This window comes from Insolitispirillum peregrinum (assembly GCF_900156605.1).
GTDB classification, from domain to species: domain Bacteria; phylum Pseudomonadota; class Alphaproteobacteria; order Rhodospirillales; family Rhodospirillaceae; genus Insolitispirillum; species Insolitispirillum peregrinum.
The window spans coordinates 554,361-570,627 of the sequence record NZ_FTOA01000001.1 but is presented as its reverse complement, the minus strand read 5'-3'; the positions used below and the strand labels follow the sequence as shown (position 1 = coordinate 570,627).

General features: G+C 62.5%; 12 protein-coding genes. 2 read left to right on the top strand and 10 right to left on the bottom strand.

Annotated elements, in window-relative coordinates; genetic code table 11:
• Positions 1-34 precede the first annotated feature (34 nt).
• From lpdA to BW995_RS02360, 6 genes are all read right to left on the bottom strand, one after another.
• Positions 35-1,429, bottom strand: a complete 1,395-nt coding sequence (lpdA, locus tag BW995_RS02385; protein WP_076398522.1) for a dihydrolipoyl dehydrogenase — start codon at positions 1,427-1,429, stop codon at positions 35-37.
• A gap of 143 nt (positions 1,430-1,572) precedes the next feature.
• Positions 1,573-2,871, bottom strand: a complete 1,299-nt coding sequence (locus BW995_RS02380; RefSeq protein WP_076398520.1) for a pyruvate dehydrogenase complex dihydrolipoamide acetyltransferase — start codon at positions 2,869-2,871, stop codon at positions 1,573-1,575.
• A gap of 23 nt (positions 2,872-2,894) precedes the next feature.
• Entirely contained in the window at positions 2,895-4,328 is a 1,434-nt protein-coding gene (locus BW995_RS02375) for a pyruvate dehydrogenase complex E1 component subunit beta (RefSeq protein ID WP_076398518.1), read from the bottom strand.
• A gap of 16 nt (positions 4,329-4,344) precedes the next feature.
• Positions 4,345-5,361: a pyruvate dehydrogenase (acetyl-transferring) E1 component subunit alpha gene (gene pdhA / locus BW995_RS02370; RefSeq protein ID WP_076398517.1), complete on the bottom strand. Its 1,017-nt coding sequence runs from the start codon at positions 5,359-5,361 to the stop codon at positions 4,345-4,347.
• A gap of 426 nt (positions 5,362-5,787) precedes the next feature.
• Positions 5,788-6,075 (bottom strand): FtsB family cell division protein, encoded by a 288-nt coding sequence (locus BW995_RS02365; protein ID WP_245821219.1) that lies wholly within the window; start codon positions 6,073-6,075, stop codon positions 5,788-5,790.
• An 86-nt stretch (positions 6,076-6,161) separates the two neighbouring features.
• Entirely contained in the window at positions 6,162-7,055 is an 894-nt protein-coding gene (locus BW995_RS02360) for a LysR family transcriptional regulator (RefSeq protein WP_076398515.1), read from the bottom strand.
• Positions 7,056-7,151: 96 nt separating this feature from the next.
• On the opposite strand from BW995_RS02360, the gene BW995_RS02355 reads away from it, so the two are divergent.
• A complete protein-coding gene (locus tag BW995_RS02355) occupies positions 7,152-8,360 on the top strand; it encodes an MFS transporter (protein WP_076398513.1) in 1,209 nt (402 codons plus the stop codon).
• An 896-nt stretch (positions 8,361-9,256) separates the two neighbouring features.
• Here BW995_RS02355 and mfd read toward each other — a convergent pair.
• Both mfd and BW995_RS02345 read right to left on the bottom strand, forming a co-directional pair.
• Positions 9,257-12,763: a transcription-repair coupling factor gene (gene mfd / locus BW995_RS02350; protein ID WP_076398512.1), complete on the bottom strand. Its 3,507-nt coding sequence runs from the start codon at positions 12,761-12,763 to the stop codon at positions 9,257-9,259.
• 6 nt (positions 12,764-12,769) lie between these two features.
• Complete coding sequence (locus tag BW995_RS02345) at positions 12,770-13,033, bottom strand: FAD assembly factor SdhE (RefSeq protein ID WP_076398510.1); 264 nt, start codon at positions 13,031-13,033, stop codon at positions 12,770-12,772.
• Positions 13,034-13,142: 109 nt separating this feature from the next.
• Between BW995_RS02345 and recG the strand changes: the two genes are divergently transcribed.
• Positions 13,143-15,230: an ATP-dependent DNA helicase RecG gene (recG, locus tag BW995_RS02340; RefSeq protein ID WP_076398508.1), complete on the top strand. Its 2,088-nt coding sequence runs from the start codon at positions 13,143-13,145 to the stop codon at positions 15,228-15,230.
• Here recG and BW995_RS02335 read toward each other — a convergent pair whose 3' ends face one another.
• On the bottom strand, positions 15,231-15,884 hold the full coding sequence (locus tag BW995_RS02335) for a DUF502 domain-containing protein (RefSeq protein ID WP_245821217.1): 654 nt from the start codon (positions 15,882-15,884) through the stop codon (positions 15,231-15,233).
• Between the two features lie 16 nt (positions 15,885-15,900).
• Complete coding sequence (locus BW995_RS02330; RefSeq protein ID WP_076398505.1) at positions 15,901-16,266, bottom strand: cyclic nucleotide-binding domain-containing protein; 366 nt, start codon at positions 16,264-16,266, stop codon at positions 15,901-15,903.
• Position 16,267: the final 1 nt, after the last annotated feature.

The following is a 16,267-nucleotide window of genomic DNA, read 5'->3' as shown; positions in this document are numbered from 1 at the left end:
GCAGCGAGGCGACCCGAGCCCCGTCAACATGACATTAGAAATGAATAGCCCGACCAAAGGCGTCAAGCGTCGATTCATGCATCATCTCGCTGAGGGTCGGATGCGGGAAGACGGTATGCATGATTTCGGCTTCGGTGGTTTCCAGCGTCATGGCGATCGAGAAGCCCTGAATCATCTCGGTCACTTCGGCGCCAATCATATGCGCACCAAGGAGTTCCCCGGTCTTGGCGTCGTAAATGGTCTTCACCAGACCTTCCGGTTCGCCCAGCGCAATGGCCTTGCCGTTGCCCATGAACGGGAAGCGGCCAACCTTCACCTGATAGCCCGCGTCCTTGGCCTTTTTCTCGGTCAGACCGACAGAGGCAATCTGCGGATGGCAATAGGTGCAGCCCGGAATCCGCGAACGGTCCAGCGGGTGGACATGCTGACCGGCGATCTTTTCCACGCACAGGATTGCTTCATGGCTTGCCTTGTGGGCTAGCCACGGACCCGGCGTGATGTCGCCGATGGCGTACACGCCCGGCTCACCGGTGGCGCAATAGTCATCAATCTGGATGAAGCCACGATCGGTCTTGATCGCCGTGCCTTCCAGACCGAGGTTTTCGGTATTCGGCTGAATGCCGACCGCCAGAATCACCCGGTCGAACTGCTGGTCGCTGACCGTGCCGTTCTGGTCAATGGCGCAGGTGGCGATACCACCGGCAACCTTGATCCCCTTGACCGAGGTCTTGGTCAGGATGGTCAGGCCATCCTTCTTCAGCGACTTTTCCAGGAAGCCGGAAATTTCTTCGTCTTCCGCCGGGACGATGCGGTCCATCACTTCGACCACCGTCACCTGAGCCCCCAGCGCGTGGTAGAAGCTGGCAAATTCGATGCCGATAGCCCCCGAACCCACCACCAGCAGCTTTTTCGGCATGGTTTCCGGGGTCAGAGCCCCCTTGTAGGTCACCACCACCTTGCCGTCCGGCTCCAGACCCGGGAAGGTGCGGGCGCGGGCACCGGTGGCAAGAATGATGTTCTTGGCGCTGACGGTCTGGGTCACACCGTCCTTGGTCACCGCCAGCATGCCCTTGCCCGCCAGCTTGCCCTCGCCGTCGATCACCGTCACCTTGTTCTTTTTCAGCAGGTGCTTGACCCCTGCCGACAACTGGGACGCAACACCGCGCGACCGCTTGACGATCGCCGCCAGATCGGCTTCGGCGCCGCTGACCTTCAGGCCATAGGCCGACGCATGCTTCATGGTGCGGAACACGTCCGCCGACCGCAGCAGCGCCTTGGTGGGGATGCAACCCCAGTTCAGGCAGATCCCGCCCAGATGTTCACGCTCGACCACCGCCGTCTTCATGCCCAGCTGGGCCGAACGGATCGCCGCCACATAACCACCGGGGCCAGCCCCGACCACCACCACATCAAAAGAATTCTCGGCCACGGTCAATCCTCCGCAACATCGCTTTCCGGTCAACCGTCCCATGGCCGTTCTGGCGCTGTGCGCACCGGACAAAGGCGGCTGTCTGTTTTTTCTGGGGAATAGGGCAAGGCGGAGGCTGTGACGCCCCCGCCCACACCCGGACCTTACAGCATCAGCTGCAGCGGATCTTCGATCAGCGGCTTGAGGGCGGCAAGGAACTGTGCCCCCACGGCCCCATCCACCGAACGGTGGTCCACCGACAGGGTGCAGCTCATCATGGTCCGCACGGCAACCGCGCCGTCGCGCACCACCGCCCGCTGTTCCCCGGCGCCAACGGCCAGAATGCAGCTTTGCGGCGGGTTGATGATCGCCGCGAACTCGCGGATGCCGAACATGCCGAGGTTCGAGATGGTAAAGCCACCGCCCTGGAACTCTTCGGGCTTCAGCTTGCCGTCACGGGCCTTCTTTGCCAGATCCTTCATCTCGTTGGAGAGGGTGGACAGGCCCTTCTGGTCCGCACGACGGATCACCGGGGTGATCAGACCGGCATCGGTGGCAACCGCAATCGAGATGTCAACGTCATCAAACTGCAGGATCGCTTCGTCGGTCCACATGGCATTCGCCGCCGGAACCTTCTTCAGCGCCAGCGCGCAGGCCTTGATCACGAAGTCATTGACCGACAGCTTGTAGGTCGCACCATCGCGCTCGTTGAGCTGCTTGCGCAGGGCCAGCAGGGCATCGAGTTCGATATCCACCGTCAGGTAGAAATGCGGCACGGTCTGCTTCGATTCCGACAGGCGGCGGGCAATGGTCTTGCGCATGCCGCTGTTGGGGAATTCGGTGTAGCTCTGCCACGGCATCGGCTTCAGGGCCGCCGGCTTGGCCGCCGGAGCCGGAGCAGCGGCGACCGGAGCAGCCGCCGGGGCCACCGCCGCCGGAGCGGCAGCCTTGGCAGCGCCGCCCTGAACCTTCGCCTTTTCGACGTCGGCCTTGACGATACGGCCACGCGGACCGCTGCCCGCGATCAGCGACAGGTCAAGGTCAGCGGCCTTGGCCAGACGCTTGGCCAGCGGGCTGGCGAACACGCGACCCGCCACCGGAGCGGCAGCAGCCACAGCAGCCACCGGAGCAGCGGCAGCCGGGGCCGCCGCAACCGGAGCAGCAGCGGCAGGAGCCGGAGCGCCGCCATTGACCAGAGCGTCGATTGCCGAAGCGTCATCGCCCTCTTCCAGCAACACGCCGATCAGCGAGTTGACGGCAACGCCCTCGGTGCCTTCCGGCACCAGGATCTTGCCCAGCACGCCTTCGTCAGCCGCCTCGAATTCCATCGTCGCCTTGTCGGTTTCGATTTCGGCGATCACCTCACCGGCGGCGACGGCATCGCCTTCCTTTTTGCACCACTTCGCCAGCTTGCCTTCGGTCATCGTCGGCGAGAGGGCAGGCATCAGGATTTTTTGCGCCATTATGCTCGGTTCCCTCTGTGGTGTTACGAGGCGTAGCAGACGGCCTTGACCGCCTCAACGATACGGTTGACGTCCGGCACCACCAGCTTTTCGAGGTTGGCAGCATAGGGCATCGGCACGTCCACACCGGTCACGCGACGAACCGGAGCATCGAGCCAATCGAACGCCTGTTCGTTCACCACCGACGAAATTTCCGAACCGATACCGGCGAACGGCCAGCCTTCTTCCACCGACACGCAGCGATTGGTCTTTTTGACCGACTGCACGATGGTCGGCACGTCCAGCGGACGGATCGAGCGCAGGTTGATCACTTCGGCGCTGATGCCTTGGGCGGCCAGCACTTCGGCAGCTTCGAGGGCGGTTCCGACCATCAGCGAGAATGCGGTGATGGTAACATCGGTGCCCGGACGCTCGATCTTGGCCTTGCCGATCGGAATGATGTAATCCGGATCATCCGGCACGTCGAACGATTGTCCGTACAGGATTTCGTTTTCCAGGAACACCACCGGGTTCGGATCGCGGATCGCCGCCTTCAGCAGACCCTTGGCATCAGCCGCCGACCACGGCGACAGAACCTTCAGACCCGGGCAATGGGCGTACCACGAGGCATAGCACTGGCTGTGCTGCGCGCCGACACGCGCCGCCGCACCGTTGGCACCACGGAACACGATCGGGCAGCCCAGCTGGCCACCGGCCATGTACAGGGTCTTGGCGGCCGAGTTGATGATGTGGTCAATGGCCTGCATCGAGAAATTGAAGGTCATGAACTCGACGATCGGGCGCAGACCCTTGAACGCCGCACCAGCGGCCATCCCGGTAAAGCCCAGTTCGGTGATCGGGGTATCGACCACGCGCTTGGGACCGAATTCGTCCAGCAGACCCTGCGACACCTTGTAGGCGCCCTGATACTGGGCCACTTCTTCGCCCAGCAGGAAGACCTTTTCGTCGCGGCGCATTTCTTCGGCCATGGCGTCGCGCAGGGCTTCGCGCACGGTCATCCGCACGGTCTTGTCATAGGTCTTTTCGTCCGGCATCGGGCCGGAATAGGCGGTTTTGGTCAGAATGACCGGGTCCAGCTCTTCCGCCGGGCCAGCAGCCACCGCCGCCACCGGGGCAGCCGCCACCGGAGCCGGAGCAGCAACGACCGAGGCCGCAGCAACCGGAGCCGCCGCCGGGGCCGGAGCCGCCGCAGCGTCCAGCGCGCTGGCGTCTTCGCCATCGGCGAGGATCAGGGCGATCAGGGTATTGACCGCAACACCCTCGGTGCCTTCCTGCACCAGGATCTTGCCCAGCACGCCTTCATCGGCGGCTTCGAATTCCATCGTCGCCTTGTCGGTTTCGATTTCGGCAATCACGTCACCGGCGGCAACGGTATCACCTTCTTTTTTGCACCACTTGGCCAGCTTGCCCTCGGTCATGGTCGGCGAGAGAGCGGGCATCAGAACCTGAATCGGCATAGACGAATTCCTTCCCTCAGGCTTCAATCAGGACGTCAGTGTACAGCTCCGACGGATCGGGTTCGGGGCTGGTCTGGGCGAATTCGGCGGACTCGGTGACGATCGCCTTCACTTCCTTGTCGATTTCCTTCAGGCCGTCTTCGTCGATCACGCCCAGACCCAGGATCTTGTTTTTCACCTGATCAATCGGGTCGTGTTCGCTCCGCATCTTGGCAACTTCTTCCTTGCTGCGGTACTTGGCCGGGTCAGACATCGAGTGACCCCGGTAACGGTAGGTCTTGGCCTCGAGAATGTACGGACCCTTGCCCGAGCGGGCATGTTCGGCGGCGCGCTGGCCGGCTTCGAACACCGCTTCGACGCTCATCCCGTCCACGGCTTCAGAGGCAATGCCATAGGCGCTGCCGCGCAGGTGCAGATCGGGGTTGGCCGAGGCGCGCTCGACCGAGGTGCCCATGCCATAGCGGTTGTTTTCGATCACGTACACGACCGGCAGCTTCCACAGCGCGGCCATGTTGAAGCTTTCGTAAACCTGACCCTGGTTAACGGCACCATCGCCCAGATAGCAGAAGCAGACACCGTTGTCGCCGCTGTACTGGTGGGCAAAGGCCAGACCCGTCCCCAGCGGAACCTGCGCCGCCACGATCCCATGGCCGCCGAAGAACCCCTTTTCGGCAGAGAACATGTGCATCGAGCCGCCCTTGCCCTTGGAATAGCCACCACGGCGACCGGTCAGTTCGGCCATCACGCCCTTGGCGTCCATCCCACTGGCCAGCATGTGCCCGTGGTCACGATAGCTGGTGATCACCGTATCCTGTTCTTCCGAACAGGCTTCCAGCCCGACCACCACGGCTTCCTGTCCGATGTACAGGTGGCAGAAGCCACCGATCAGACCCATGCCGTACAGCTGACCAGCCTTTTCTTCGAAACGGCGAATCAGCAGCATATCTTTGTAGAAGCGTACCAGATCTTCGGGGCTGACCAGTTGATCGCCACTTTTCTGGACGCGCGGCTTGCGCCGGGGTGCCTGAGACATGTTTCCTCCCCCACTGTGGGATAGCAAAACACCCAAGCTATCCTCCCTCCTGCCGGTTCCCTGTCTCTCGGGTCGGGCAAAGGGGCGGTTGACGCTTGGGAACGTGTTCTCAAGGTATGCATCCGCCGCCGCGATGCAAGCGATTTGTCATTGCTAACCTATTGTTTTGCAACGCACAATTAAATATTAACCGAATAATGGTTAAGTGGCTGTTGCGACGGATTTTTCCCCGTAAAGGCGAACGGGGCATTTCCCATAAATTCCGCGACACCGATCAAAAGAGAAATAATGTTTCCATATTGACCGGAGGCAGTAACCAAAAATTCTTCTCCCGCCCCACCCAAAAAGATGGGGAAATGCGACAGCCCCGCCACCCAAAAGGGCCGACGGGGCTGTGAGAGAGCATGGTGTGAATCGGTCTGCCGGTTATTGCTGTCGTGGAGCCTGCGCCAGCGGGATCAGCTTTTCGTCTGCACGCCCCAGATTCAGCATCAGCCGTACCCGTTCTTCCAGCATGTCGAGATCAAGGTTGTTCTCGTGCAGCAGGGCCACCCGCCGTTCCAGATCGACGCGCTGGGCGGCGACTTCCTGAGCCGCGATTTCGGCTTTGGCAATTTCCTGCCGCACCTGTACCCACGCCATCAGGCCGCGATCACCCTGCACCGCATGAACGCCAAAGTAGATTACCACTGCAACACCAAGCAGTGGCCCCAAGGCATTCCGGGCATGTCGTCGAAGGCTGTCGAAGATAATCATGTCCCTAGGCAAACATTGCTGCTGGCGTGCGTCAAGCGGAATGATTACAGCAGTAACGCTTTCACGCAGGTGCGCAGATTGTCGAGCACCGGCGAGCGCAGGGCACGGGGCGTCGCCAAGGCCAGCCGGGCAATTGGCGCACCACCGGCAAAGGGGCGATAGACCACGCCGGGCAAGCGAATCTGCGCGATGGAGGCAGTGACGATCGACACCCCCAGCCCGGCGGCCACCAGATTGACCACCGAGGACATTTGTGGTGCCTCCTGTCCAACCAACGGTTCAAACCCCGCCTGCCCGCACACCCTGACGATCTCGTCATACAGCGACAGCCCGACGCCACGCGGAAACAGCACGAATCGCTCCTGCGCCAACGCCGCCAGAGGCAGCGAAGTCTGCTCGGCGGCCAGCGGGTGGTGAACCGGCAAGGCCATCAACATCGCTTCGTCCGGCAAGGCGTGCAGGGTGATATCCGGCCAGGCACTCTCCGGCCCCGGCCTGATGAAGGCGGCATCCAGTTCCAGCCGCCCCAGCTTTTCCAGCAGGCTGTCGGAATGCATTTCCTCCAGATGCAGCTCGACGTCAGGCCAGCCGGTGCGAAAGGCCCGGATAGCCTCGGACACCAGCGGGTTGAACGACGCCGAGCCGGTAAAGCCCAGCGCCAGCCGCCCGACCTCCCCCCGCTCGGCACGGATGGCCGCCGCCTTGGCCCGCTCGGCGGCGGTCAGGGCGGCGCGGGCCTCGGGTAGAAAAGCCTCTCCGGCCTTGGTCAGTTCCGCACCATGCGGAACGCGGTGGAACAGGGCCATCCCCACCTCCCGTTCCAGATCACGGATTTGCTGACTGAGCGGCGGCTGCCCAATCCCCAGACGCCCCGCCGCACGGGTGAAATTCCGTTCCTCGGCCACCGCCACGAAATAGCGCAGATGCCGCAGCTCCATCCGGTATCTCCAAAACATATTGAGAAAGACATTTTCATATATTGGACAAATGCCACCCCGCAGGCTAGCTGTGAAAGAAAGAAAGGACACCCTGCCATGCAGCCAGCCCCCCCCTCTGCCGCCCAGTATTACGAACGAGGCACCCCGGCCTATCGCCGGGTCAGCTTTGCCCTGTTCCTGGCCGGTTATGCCACCTTTTCCCTGCTGTACTGCGTGCAGCCGATGCTGCCCGCCTTTGCCGACCATTTCGGGGTCAGCCCGGCGGAAAGCTCGCTGGCCCTGTCGCTGTCCACCGGGGCACTGGCAATTGCCATTTTCGGGGCGGCAGCGGTGTCCGAAGGCTTCGGGCGGCGCGCCTTGATGGGCTTTGGAGTGGCCGCCGCTGCGGTACTCAACCTGCTGACCGCTGTCTGTGACAACTGGCACCTGTTGCTGGTCATCCGTGCCCTTGAAGGATTTGTTCTTGGCGGCGTCCCGGCGGTCGCCATGGCCTATCTGGCCGAGGAAATCTCACCCAAAGGACTGGCGCAGGCGATGGGCCTGTACGTCACCGGCAACGCCTTTGGCGGCATGAGCGGACGAGTGATCACCGGCTTCATCGCCGAGTATTTTTCCTGGCGTCCGGCGCTGGGCGTGCTCGGCCTGATCGGCCTGCTGGCGGCGATTGGCTTCTGGCTGTTGCTGCCGCCGTCGCGCAACTTCGTCCGCCGTCCGGGCTTTGATCCGCTGTATCATGCCAAGGCGTGGGCAGGCCACCTGCGCAACCCGGCCCTGCTCAGCCTGTTTGCCGTTGGCTTTCTGTCGATGGGGGCGTTCGTCACCATCTATAACTATGCTGGCTTTCACCTGATGGCCGCACCTTATAACCTCAACCAGACGCAAATCGGGCTGATGTTCACCGTCTATATGTTCGGGATGGCGTCCTCGTCACTGGCGGGCAGTATCGCCGACCGCTGGGGCCGCTGGCGGGTGATGGCTGTGGGGCTGGTTATCGCCCTGTCGGGGATCATGCTGGGCAGCCTTGCCGGGATATGGAATGCGCTGGCCGGAGTTTCCCTGCTGACCTTTGGCTTTTTCATCGCCCACACCATCGCCAGCGGCTGGGTCGGCCGACTGGCCCAGCACAGCAAGGGCCATGCATCGTCGCTGTACCTGCTGGCCTATTACCTCGGGTCCAGCATCGTCGGGTCCGCCGGCGGCTGGTTCTGGTCGCATGGTGGCTGGGGGGCAGTGGTTGGCCTGACCGGTGTCATGTTTGCCACGGCATTGGGGCTGGCGGTGCTGTTGCGCCGTCTGGCGAGGTAGGGACGTGGAGCGCTGCTCCACACCTCGCTGGGGCCGGAAGGCCCCGGACCCCATTTTAGGCACAGCGCCCTTGCCCGGCGAAGGGAACCGCTGCTGGCGGGGCAGGATTCGTTCCGCCTGTATCCGGTCACGTCGATTGAGCCTGCTCTCGGTAACGTTCTTTGGCTCTGCCATTCCGCCAGCCGCAGAGCACGACTTTTCGCTGCTGTGAACGGGGCTGGAGTTTCGTTAATCAGTGGATTTGGCACAATCCATTGTTAATATTAATGAAATATCTTAAAAATATGAATGTGTGCATTTTAAATCCTTATTTATGCAACAAAGAGGGCGAGATCAGTGGATCGGGGGTAAAATTGTTGTGCTTGATCAACGGGTTTCAAGGGGGTAGGTTGAGCATGCTTCCGCTTGAACACGCAGACTGAAACGCGCGCCGCCTCGTCTTTGGCCAAAGACATGGGTTGAGCATGCTTCCGCTTAGGTAAGCAGGCTCAGATCATCTGCACCGTTGGTTTGTTCCTCTCACAGCATGCTGCGACAGGCGGCAGAAAAGGCCGGGTTACTGACCGCGCCCCGTTTGGGAGACGCCCCAAATCCACATTTTTTCCTTGAATATCAAGTCATTGGGGCCTGGAGCCTCCCGGCCCCCACAGTACACGACACAAAGAAAACAGGATCATGGAGCGCTGCTCCACACCTCGCTGGGGCCAGTCGGCCCCAGACCCCATTAATTTGAATTCAAAGAAAAAAGGGGGGGTCGGGGCCTCAGGCCCCGAGCGGTCCGGGCGGCAGCCCGCTTTTGTTTTCAAACTGTCGTGTACTGTGCCCGGCCCCAGCGAGGCATGGAGCAGCGCCCCACGATCCTGTGTTTTTCTGCCATGAACGACAACAGGTCCGGCCTACTCCCCACCACTGGCAATCTGCGCCAACTGTTGCAGCAACTGCCTGGTGCCGCTGACCCGCTTGGCCGGGTCGTCCCATTTGCGCATATAGACGATCTTGTGATCGGGACGGACCTTGACCAGCGCCACGTTCTGGCTGATGAAGCGCACCAGCCCGATCGGGTTGGGGAAAGTATTTTCGCGCAGGGTCAGCACACAGCCCTTGGGACCGGCATCGACCTTTTCGATGTTGGCCGCCCGGCACAGGGCCTTGATGGCGATGATTTCCAGCAGGTTTTCGACCTCGGACGGCAACGGGCCGAAACGGTCGATCAGCTCGACGGTCAGGTCTTCCAGCTCGGTGGCCTCGGTCACGTCGGCAATGCGGCGGTACAGCCCCAGACGCACGCCCAGATCCTTGACGTAGGCCTCGGGGATCAGCACCGGGGTTCCCAACTGGATCTGCGGCGCCCAGTCTTCGTTGACCTCGACCATCCCTTCGCCCGAGCGGGCGGCGGCAACGGCTTCTTCCAGCAGATGCTGGTACAGCTCGATCCCGACTTCCTTGATGTGGCCGGACTGCTCGTCGCCCAGCAGGTTCCCGGCGCCGCGAATGTCCAGATCGTGCGAGGCCAGCGAGAAGCCCGCCCCCAGCGTATCGAGCGTCTGCATCACCGTCAGGCGCTTTTCGGCGGCAGGCGTCATCTTGCGCCCCGGCGGCAGGGTCAGATAGGCATAGCTGCGCTGCTTGCCGCGACCGACACGCCCGCGCAACTGGTACAACTGCCCCAGCCCGAACATGTCGGCCCGGTGGATGATGATGGTGTTGACGCGCGGCATGTCGAGGCCGCTTTCGATGATGTTGGTGGCCAGCAGAACGTCGTATTCGCCATCGGCGAAGGCGGTCATCACCTCTTCCAGTTGGGTCGGTGGCATCTGGCCGTGGGCGATCACCGTCTTGATCTCCGGCACCAGCTTGGCGAGGCGGTCGGCCACCTGATCAATGTCGGCCAGACGCGGGCAGACATAGAAGCTCTGGCCGCCACGATAGCGTTCGCGCAACAGGGCCTCGCGGATCACCACCCCGTCAAAGGGCAGAACGAACGTTCTGACCGCCAGCCGGTCAACCGGCGGCGTGGCAATGATCGACAGCTCGCGCACCCCGGTCAGCGCCAGTTGCAGCGTGCGCGGGATCGGCGTTGCCGACAGGGTCAGGACGTGGACATCGGCCTTCAGTTGCTTCAGCCGTTCCTTGTGCGCCACCCCGAAATGCTGTTCTTCGTCAACGATCAACAGGCCCAGACGCTTGAACTTTACCGTCTTGGCCACCACTGCATGGGTTCCGACCACGATATCAATCGTGCCGTTGGCAAGGCCTTCCTTGACCTTGGTGGCATCGCGGGCGGTCACCAGACGCGACAGTTGCGCAATCTGCACCGGCAGACCGGCAAAGCGCTGGCAAAAGGCCAGATAGTGCTGGCGGGCCAGCAGGGTGGTCGGCACCACCACCGCCACCTGTTGCCCGCTCATCGCCGCCACAAAGGCCGCTCGCAGGGCCACTTCGGTCTTGCCAAAGCCGACATCGCCGCACACCAGACGATCCATCGGCTTGCCCGATGCCATGTCGTCCAGCGTGTCGCTGATCGCTTTTAACTGGTCTTCGGTTTCGGCATAGGGGAAGCGGGCACAGAACTCGTCATAGGCCCCCTCGGGGGTCGGCAGGACTTCGGCCTGTTTCATGTGCCGCAGGGCGGCCACCTGAATCAGTTGCGAGGCCATGTCGCGGATGCGCTCTTTCAATTTGGCCTTGCGGGCCTGCCATGCCGGGCTGCCCAGACGGTCCAGATGCACCCCGGCGGTTTCCGAGCCAAAGCGCGACAGCACGTCGAGGTTTTCCACCGGCACATACAGCTTGTCGCCGCCGTCATAAATCAGCCGCAGGCAATCATGCGGCGCATCGGCCACCGACAGCGTTTCCAGACCGTCATAGCGGCCAATGCCGTGTTCGACATGGACCACCAGATCGCCTTCGGCCAGCGCCGAAACGTCCTGAATGAACTTGTCGGCCTTGCGCTTTTTCTTTGCCGGGCGCGCCAGCCGGTCGCCCAGAATGTCCGGCTCGGCAATCAGCGTCAGGCCCGGTGCCTCAAAGCCATGTTCGGCCCCCAGCACGATCACCGGCACCGTGCGGGCGTCGGCGTCGGTGACTTCCTGCCAGCTTTCGACCGGGGTCAGCCCCGGCAGGCCGTGGTCGCGCAGCACCCCCATCAGGCGGTCGCGCAAGCCCAGCGAATAGGCCGCCAGCACGACCTTCTGGCCGCGCTGCTGCTCGGCGATCACATGCTGGCGCACGGCATCATAAACGTTGTCACCGGGGCGCGCCCGCACGTCAGCGAAGTCGCGGCCTGACCGCCCCTCTGCCGAGAACGACCGTTCTGTGAACTCTGGCAGATCGAAGGGCGAGAAGGCCAGCGACGGCACCGCTGCCAGCAGGCGCGGGAACTCTTCCGGTTCCATGTACAGGCGTTCGGGCGGCAACGGGTGATACACAATGCCACCGTCTTCGATCGCCTGCCCTTCCAGCGACAGGCGGGCATCAAAGTATTCGCGGATCAGCTCGATGCGGGCCTGCCATGCCTGATCGGCCTGATGATCCAGCGTCACCACCGCCGACGGCAGATAGGCGAACAGCGTATCAAGGCCGTCATGGAACAGCGGCAACCAGTGCTCCATCCCCTGCATCTTGCGGCGCTCGCTGACCGCTTCGTACAGCAGGTCGTTCTTGCCGACCGTCCCGAACAGCTCGCGGTACAGGGTGCGGAAGCGCGACACCGAATCCTCGTCCAGCACCACTTCGCTGACCGGCTTCAGGGTGATGCTCTTCAGCGTGCCGCTGGTCCGCTGGGTCAGCGGATCAAAGGTGCGGATGGCATCGACCTCATCACCAAAGAAGTCCAGCCGGTACGGCTCGTCACTGCCGGGGGCGAACAGGTCGATGATGCCACCGCGCACGGCAAATTCACCCGGCTCCATCACCTGTTCCGCCCGCTGATAGCCGTTGCGGACCAGATAGCCCATCAGCGCATCAACGTTGGCATCCTTGCCGGCAAAAATCGGAAAGGTGCTGCGCCGGAACACCACCGGACGCGGGACGCGCTGGGTCACCGCCGCCACCGTGGTCAAAACCAGCCGGGTCGGGCCGGTGGTCTGTCCCTTGTCACCGCGCGGCAGCGCCAGTTGCGTCAGGCAATCCACCCGCCGGGCGATGATCTGGGTCGAGGGAGAGGCCCGGTCATAGGGCACACAATCCCACGCCGGAAACTCCAGCACCTCCAGTTGCGGGGCAAAGAAGCGCACCGCTTGTGCCAGTTGATCCATCCGCACATCGTCACGACAGATGTGCAGGATATCCCGCTGATGCCCGGCCATCGCCCACTGACTGAGCAGCAGGGCATCAAGGCCTTCGGGCAGACTGGCGAGGGTGCTGCGGCCTGTCGCCGCAAACAGGGTGCTGAAGTCGCTCACGCTGGTTTACTCGTAGGGCTTGTAGGCCAGGATCATGCCAAAGATGTCGGTATCATAGGCCGCCGGAACCGGCTTTTTGCCGATCACCCAGTCCATGATATCAACATCCAGCTCGTCCAGCAGGGCCTCCAGCCGGTCGAGCTGCTCGTCACTGAGGGTTGCGACATGCGCCGTCACAAAGCCGCCCAGCATGACATCCGCTTCTTTCATGCCACGGTGGTTGCCCCGATACAAAATCCGCTTGCGTCGTTCATCAAGCACAGCAGTCATCGCATCCCTCATCGTTACCAGCAGCGACATCCGCCGCCGGGAGTGTTCTGATAGTGCAGTGGGTGGTATAAAGCCTTCGCCTGTTATTGGAAAGAACCTGTCACCCCTCATGCGTCCTTATATTCTCAATCCGCTGTTTACCAGCCTCGACAGCCTGCCCGGACTGGGCAAGCGCCTTGGTCCCCTGTACACCCGACTGGTCGGCGGCAGCGGCCATGTGGTCGATGCGCTGTGGCATTTGCCCAACGGAGTGATCGACCGCCGGTTCTGCCCGTCGGTTGCCAACGCCCCCGATGGCGTGGTGGCAACGGTAACGGTCGAGATCGAGGCCCATTTCCCGCCGTCCAGCAGCAAGGGACCATACCGCGTGCGCTGCCGGGACCGCAGCGGCTTTTTGACCCTGACCTATTTCCATGGCCGCCGCGACTATCTGGAAGCCTTGCTGCCCGTTGGTCAGACGATGGTCGTGTCAGGAAAGATAGAGGTGTTCAACAGCGAACGCCAGATGACCCACCCTGATCATGTGGTGCCGGTGGCCCGGCGGGCCGAGGTCGAAATCGTCGAGCCGATTTACCCGCTGACGGCGGGCATCACCCAGAAAGTTGCCACCAAACTGGCCCGCGCCGCACTGGCGCTGGCCCCCGAGCTGCCGGAATGGCTGGATGGCCCGCTGAAAGCCCAGCGCAACTGGCCGGACTGGCACAGCGCCATTACCGCCTTGCATGCGCCACACGATGACGGCGAGCTGACCGCCTTCAGTCCGATCCGTCAGCGGCTGGCCTATGACGAATTGCTGGCCAATCAGTTGGCGCTGTTGCTGGTGCGGCGATCCAACCGCCATCAGGCCGGGCGGATTCTGGAAGGCGACGGCCGTCTGCGGGACGCCGTTGCCGCCGCCCTGCCCTTTCAGTTGACCGGTGCCCAGCAACGGGCGCTGGCAGAGATTTATGCCGACATGGCCAAACCGGACCGCATGCTGCGGCTGGTGCAAGGCGATGTTGGCAGCGGCAAGACGATGGTTGCCCTGATGGCGATGCTGGTGGCGGTCGAAAGCGGCGCGCAGGCGGCGCTGATGGCTCCGACTGAAATTCTGGCCCGCCAGCATGCCGAAACCCTCGCTCCGCTGGCCGAAGCCGCCGGGTTCCGGCTGGCGGTGCTGACCGGGCGCGACAAGGGCAAGGCCCGGCAGGCTCTGCTCGACCGTCTGGCCGCAGGCGAGATTGACATTCTGGTTGGCACCCACGCCCTGTTTCAGGCCGATGTGCAGTTCCATGATCTGGCGCTGGCGGTGATTGATGAACAGCACCGTTTCGGGGTCTTTCAGCGGCTGGAACTGGCCGCCAAGGGGCGGAACACCGATGTGCTGGTGATGACCGCCACCCCCATTCCGCGCACGCTGGCCCTGACCCAGTACGGCGACATGGACGCCAGCAAGCTGGATGAAAAGCCCCCCGGACGCAAGCCGGTGGACACGCGCGTGTTGCCCAACAACCGGATGGACGACGTGGTTGCCGGACTGGCGCGGACGGTTGCCAGCGGCAGCAAGGTCTATTGGGTCTGCCCGCTGGTCGAAGAATCCGAGCTGATTGATCTGGCCGCCGCCGAGGAACGCTATCAGTATCTGCAACAGGTGTTCGGTGACCGGGTTGGCCTGATCCATGGCAAGATGGCGGCGCAGGACAAGGATCTGGTGATGGAGCGGTTCGTCGGCGATCAGCTCGACATGCTGGTTGCCACCACCGTCATCGAAGTCGGCGTCAACGTCCCCGCCGCCACGGTGATGGTGATCGAGCACGCCGAACGCTTTGGCCTCGCCCAGTTGCACCAGTTGCGCGGACGCATCGGGCGCGGCGACAAGGCGTCGACCTGTTTGCTGCTGTATGTGCATCCGCTGTCTGAAACCGCCAAGGCCCGGCTGGAAATCATGCGCCAGAGCGAAGACGGTTTCCTGATCGCCGAAGAAGACCTGCGCCTGCGTGGTGGCGGCGAGGTTCTGGGCACCCGTCAGTCGGGCTTGCCGGAATTCCGCCTGGCCGATCTGGCCGTCCATGGCGACCTGCTGGCGATTGCCCGCAAGGACGCCGCGCTGATCGTCGAACAGGACCCCGATCTTGAAAGCCCGCGCGGTCAGGCTCTGCGTGTCTTGCTGTATCTGTTCGAGCGTGACAGCGCGGTCAAAACCCTCCGGTCGGGGTAATCAGGGGGTCGGGGTAATCAGGCCACCGGACACCACCAGCTTGATGCCGTCTTCAACCGACATGGTCAGGGGCTTCAGCGCGGTGCGCGGTACAAACAGCAAAAATCCCGAGGTCGGATTGGGGGTGGTCGGAATGAACACGTTCACGCAGTCCTCCCCCAGCACTGCTTCAACCTCGCCGCCGGTTGTCCCCGAGACAAAGCCCAGAACCCACAGGCCTTTGCGGGGATATTCCACCAGCACCACCTGTCGGAAGGCCGTCGATTGCTGGGCGAGGACCGTTTCAAAAATCTGCTTGATGGCGGCATAAACCGACCGGATGATCGGCATCCGGGCCAGCAGGCTCTCCCAGCTGCGCACCACAAACCGCCCGACGAACCCCGCGGTCAGCATACCGATCAGGATCAGGGCCAGCAGCAGGGCAATCACCCCCAGCCCCGGAATGGAGCCGGGAAAGAACACATCGTACCGTGCCGGAATCAGGCTGCGCACACCCTGATCCACCCAGGTAATCAGGGCCCACGCGGTATAGAAGGTAATCGCCGCCGGGGCGGTCACCAGAATGCCGGCAAACAGATAGGCCCGCAGGCGGCCCATCACGGTTATGCGCGGCGGGTCATGCCGCGGAGTGTCCGGGGGTGGTACAACGGTCAAAAGGCACTCCTGCTTTTTACATATGCCGATCCGTGATTGCGCGGATATTGCGCACAAAGATCTTCAGCAAAGCCCGGATAAAGGGATCGGCGGCGTTCAGCTTGCTTTGAAACTGGTCGCGACCGACGACAACCAGAGTTGTCTGTTCGGTTGCCACTGCGCAGGCCATGCGGGGCTGGTCATCAACCAGAGCCATCTCCCCAAAGATCCCCCCTTTGGTCAGCTCCCCCAATACAACCGTACTGCCATCTGGCTTGCTCCGCTGGATCTGGACTTTTCCGTCCTGTACCAGATAGGCACGATCCCCCACATCCCCCATCCGGAAAATGTATTGCCCCGGAAAAAAAACCTTTCGGTCTACAAAACGCGTCTCACCCGCCATG